Origin of the sequence: Actinomadura bangladeshensis (genome assembly GCF_004348335.1) — a bacterium.
Taxonomy (GTDB): Bacteria; Actinomycetota; Actinomycetes; order Streptosporangiales; family Streptosporangiaceae; genus Spirillospora; species Spirillospora bangladeshensis.
Window position 1 is genome coordinate 1 of record NZ_SMJW01000465.1, and the last position, 2,910, is coordinate 2,910.

Sequence of the window (2,910 nt, forward strand, 5' to 3'; positions counted from 1 at the left end):
GCCCCCGACAACGCCGCCCACGACCCCACCGACCACGCAGCCGCCTGGGGACGACACCTGTGCGGTGAAGTCGAAGCCCGCCGGCAAGGTTCTGCAGGGGTACTGGGAGAACTGGGACGGGTCGTCCAACGGCGTCCACCCGCCGTTCGGCTGGACGCCGATCGACAACCCCGTCATCAAGCAGCACGGCTACAACGTCATCAACGCTGCGTTCCCCGTCATCCGGTCGGACGGCACCGTCCTGTGGGAGGACGGCATGGACTCGACCGTCAAGGTCGCCACCCCCGCCGAGATGTGCGCGGCCAAGGCGGCGGGCGCCACCATCCTGATGTCGATCGGCGGTGCCACCGCGGGCATCGACCTCAGTTCCAGCAGTGTCGCCGATCGCTTTGTAGCAACCGTCGTGCCGATTCTGAAGAAGTACAACTTCGACGGCATCGACATCGACATCGAGACGGGACTGTCGGGCAGCGGCAGCATCAGCCAGCTGTCGGCGTCCCAGGCGAACCTGATCCGCATCATCGACGGCGTGCTCGCGCAGATGCCGTCCAACTTCGGGCTCACGATGGCGCCAGAGACCGCGTACGTGACCGGAGGCAGTGTCACCTACGGCTCCATCTGGGGCGCATACCTGCCGATCATCAAGAAGTACGCCGACAACGGCCGGCTGTGGTGGCTGAACATGCAGTACTACAACGGCAGCATGTACGGATGCTCCGGTGACTCTTACTCCGCCGGGACGGTCGAGGGCTTCGTGAAGCAGACCGAATGCTTGAACAACGGCCTCGTCATCCAGGGGACCACCATCCGGGTGCCGTATGACAAGCAGGTCCCGGGGCTGCCCGCGCAGCCCGGCGCCGGCGGCGGTTACATGTCGACGGGCCTCGTCGGGCAGGCATGGAACCACTTCAACGGCCAGTTGAAGGGTCTGATGACCTGGTCCGTCAACTGGGACGGCTCGAAGGGCTGGACGTTCGGCGACAACGTCCGCGGCCTGCAGGGCCGGTGACGGATCGGGGACGGGCCCGGCACCGCGCCGCCGGGCCCGTCCCCGGACGGGGTTGACCTTGACGCCGGTGTCAGGGGATAGCGTCGCGAACGGCCACAAGGGAGGACGGACGGATGCGGATCGGGGAACTCGCCGCACGCGCGGGCGTCAGCACCCGCACGCTGCGCTACTACGAGCAGCAGGGGCTGCTGCCGGCGCGGCGCGCGTCCAACGGGTACCGGCAGTACGAGGAGTCCGATCTCCGGCTCGTGTCGGAGATCCGGTCGCTGCTCGCCGCCGGGTTCACGCTGGACGACACCCGCCCGTTCGTCGACTGCCTGCGCGCGGGCCACGCCGACGGCGCGTCCTGCCCCGAATCCGTCGCGGTCTACCAGCGCAAGCTCGCGGAGATCGACGCCGAGATCCGCACCCTGATCCGCCTGCGCGCGGACGTGGCCGACCAGCTGGCGCGGGCCTGCCCGGGCTGCGCCCTCTCCACGGAGGTGACGAATGATCGATCTGACCAGCGAGAACTTCGACGAGCAGGTGCTGCGCGGCGGCAAGCCGGTACTGGTCGAATTCTGGGCGGACTGGTGCCCGCCCTGCAAGATGATCGCGCCGATCCTTGAGCAGATCGAGGCCGAGCACGGCGACCGGCTCACCATCGCGAAGATCAACGGCGACGAGAACCCCGACATCGTGACCCGCTACGGCGTCATGGGCTTCCCCACCCTCAACCTCTACCGGGACGGCGAGGTCGTCCGGCAGATCATCGGCGCCAAGCCCAAGCGCGCCCTGCTCGCCGCCCTGGACGGCCACTTCTGACCACGTCACGCTCCGCCGACCGAACCGGACAGGGCCGGACGAAGCCGCTCGCACAAGGCTTCCACCTCACTGGCGTCCGGCACCGTCCCCTCGCGGAACATCGCCGTCTGCAACGCCGGCCCGAACGCGTCATGACGGGCCATGTCCGCCTTGACCACGGGCTGGACGACGAAATGGAGGTGACCCGGCACGGCATCCGCATGGGACCAGAGACAGACATAGACCTGCTCCGGCCGGACGACCTCCGTCACCGCCGCGGCCACCCGGCGGAGCAGCGGCCCCAACGCCTCGCTCTCGGCATCGGTCAACTCGGCGACATGGACCACGTGCCGCGCCGGCTTGACCACCAGGGTCCCCAGGCCGAGCGGGCCCACCGAGTGCTCGACGACCCACCCCGCCGACTCCGCGAGACGTCCCCCGGGAAGAGGACGAACGCAGACGAGCAGCTCACATGCAAGGCATCCGGCGACCGGTTCCACAGCGCCCATCTTCCGGCAAGCACGCCGCCCCGATCACCACTCGATCGACCGGCCGACACCGTGCGGCCGGCGGCGCATATCCTGATCAAGGTCCTGCTGTAGTCGGGAGGTTGCCGTGCGCACGCTGTTGAACGTCATCTGGCTGGTCCTGGCGGGGTTCTGGCTGGCGCTGAGCTATGTCGTCGCCGGGATCATCTGCTGCATTCTCATCATCACGATCCCGTTCGGCATCGCCTCGTTCCGCATCGCGGGCTTCGCGCTGTGGCCGTTCGGCCGGACGACCGTCCCCAAGCGCGGCGCGGGCGTGGGCTCCCTCATCGGCAACATCATCTGGATCATCGTCGCCGGCTGGTGGCTGGCCCTCGGCCACCTGGTCACCGGCCTCCTGCTCTGCCTGACGATCATCGGCATCCCGTTCGGCATCGCGAACTTCAAGCTGATCCCGATCTCCCTGACCCCCCTCGGCCACGAGATCGTCTCCTCCGACGACCCCTCCCACTTCTAACCCGTCGCCGCCGGGTCGGCGGGGGTCAGGACGTCCAGGGGGTGCCGGTCAGGCGTTCGTAGACCTCGGTGTAGCGGGCTCGGGTGGCGTCCACGACTTCCTGGGGGATGGCG

The 2,910-nt window shown here is 68.4% G+C and carries 5 protein-coding genes; 4 read left to right on the forward strand and 1 reads right to left on the reverse strand.

Annotated elements, in window-relative coordinates:
- From E1284_RS39915 to trxA, 3 genes are all read left to right on the forward strand, one after another.
- On the forward strand, positions 1–1,009 hold a 1,009-nt coding region (locus E1284_RS39915; RefSeq protein WP_131945315.1), incomplete at its 5' end, for a chitinase.
- A gap of 113 nt (positions 1,010–1,122) precedes the next feature.
- Positions 1,123–1,617, forward strand: a complete 495-nt coding sequence (locus tag E1284_RS43525; protein WP_131945316.1) for a MerR family transcriptional regulator — start codon at positions 1,123–1,125, stop codon at positions 1,615–1,617.
- Positions 1,499–1,813, forward strand: coding sequence for a thioredoxin (trxA, locus tag E1284_RS39925; protein WP_131945317.1), 315 nt, complete (start codon positions 1,499–1,501; stop codon positions 1,811–1,813). The genes E1284_RS43525 and trxA overlap by 119 nt, the downstream gene beginning before the upstream one ends.
- A 5-nt stretch (positions 1,814–1,818) precedes the next feature.
- On the opposite strand, the gene E1284_RS39930 is transcribed toward trxA, so the two are convergent.
- The gene (locus E1284_RS39930; RefSeq protein ID WP_207924233.1) at positions 1,819–2,187 is read right to left on the reverse strand and encodes an HIT family protein; all 369 of its coding nucleotides are present in this window, start codon (positions 2,185–2,187) and stop codon (positions 1,819–1,821) included.
- 220 nt (positions 2,188–2,407) lie between these two features.
- Here E1284_RS39930 and E1284_RS39935 point away from each other — a divergent pair, with 220 nt between their 5' ends.
- Positions 2,408–2,797, forward strand: a complete 390-nt coding sequence (locus E1284_RS39935) for a YccF domain-containing protein (RefSeq protein ID WP_131945319.1) — start codon at positions 2,408–2,410, stop codon at positions 2,795–2,797.
- Positions 2,798–2,910 lie beyond the last annotated feature (113 nt).

Bases quoted from the DNA above. Each gene is read 5' to 3' on its own strand.
- E1284_RS43525 (WP_131945316.1), top strand. From the start codon at position 1,123: ATGCGGATCGGGGAACTCGCCGCACGCGCGGGCGTCAGCACCCGCACG.
- trxA (WP_131945317.1), top strand. From the start codon at position 1,499: ATGATCGATCTGACCAGCGAGAACTTCGACGAGCAGGTGCTGCGCGGC.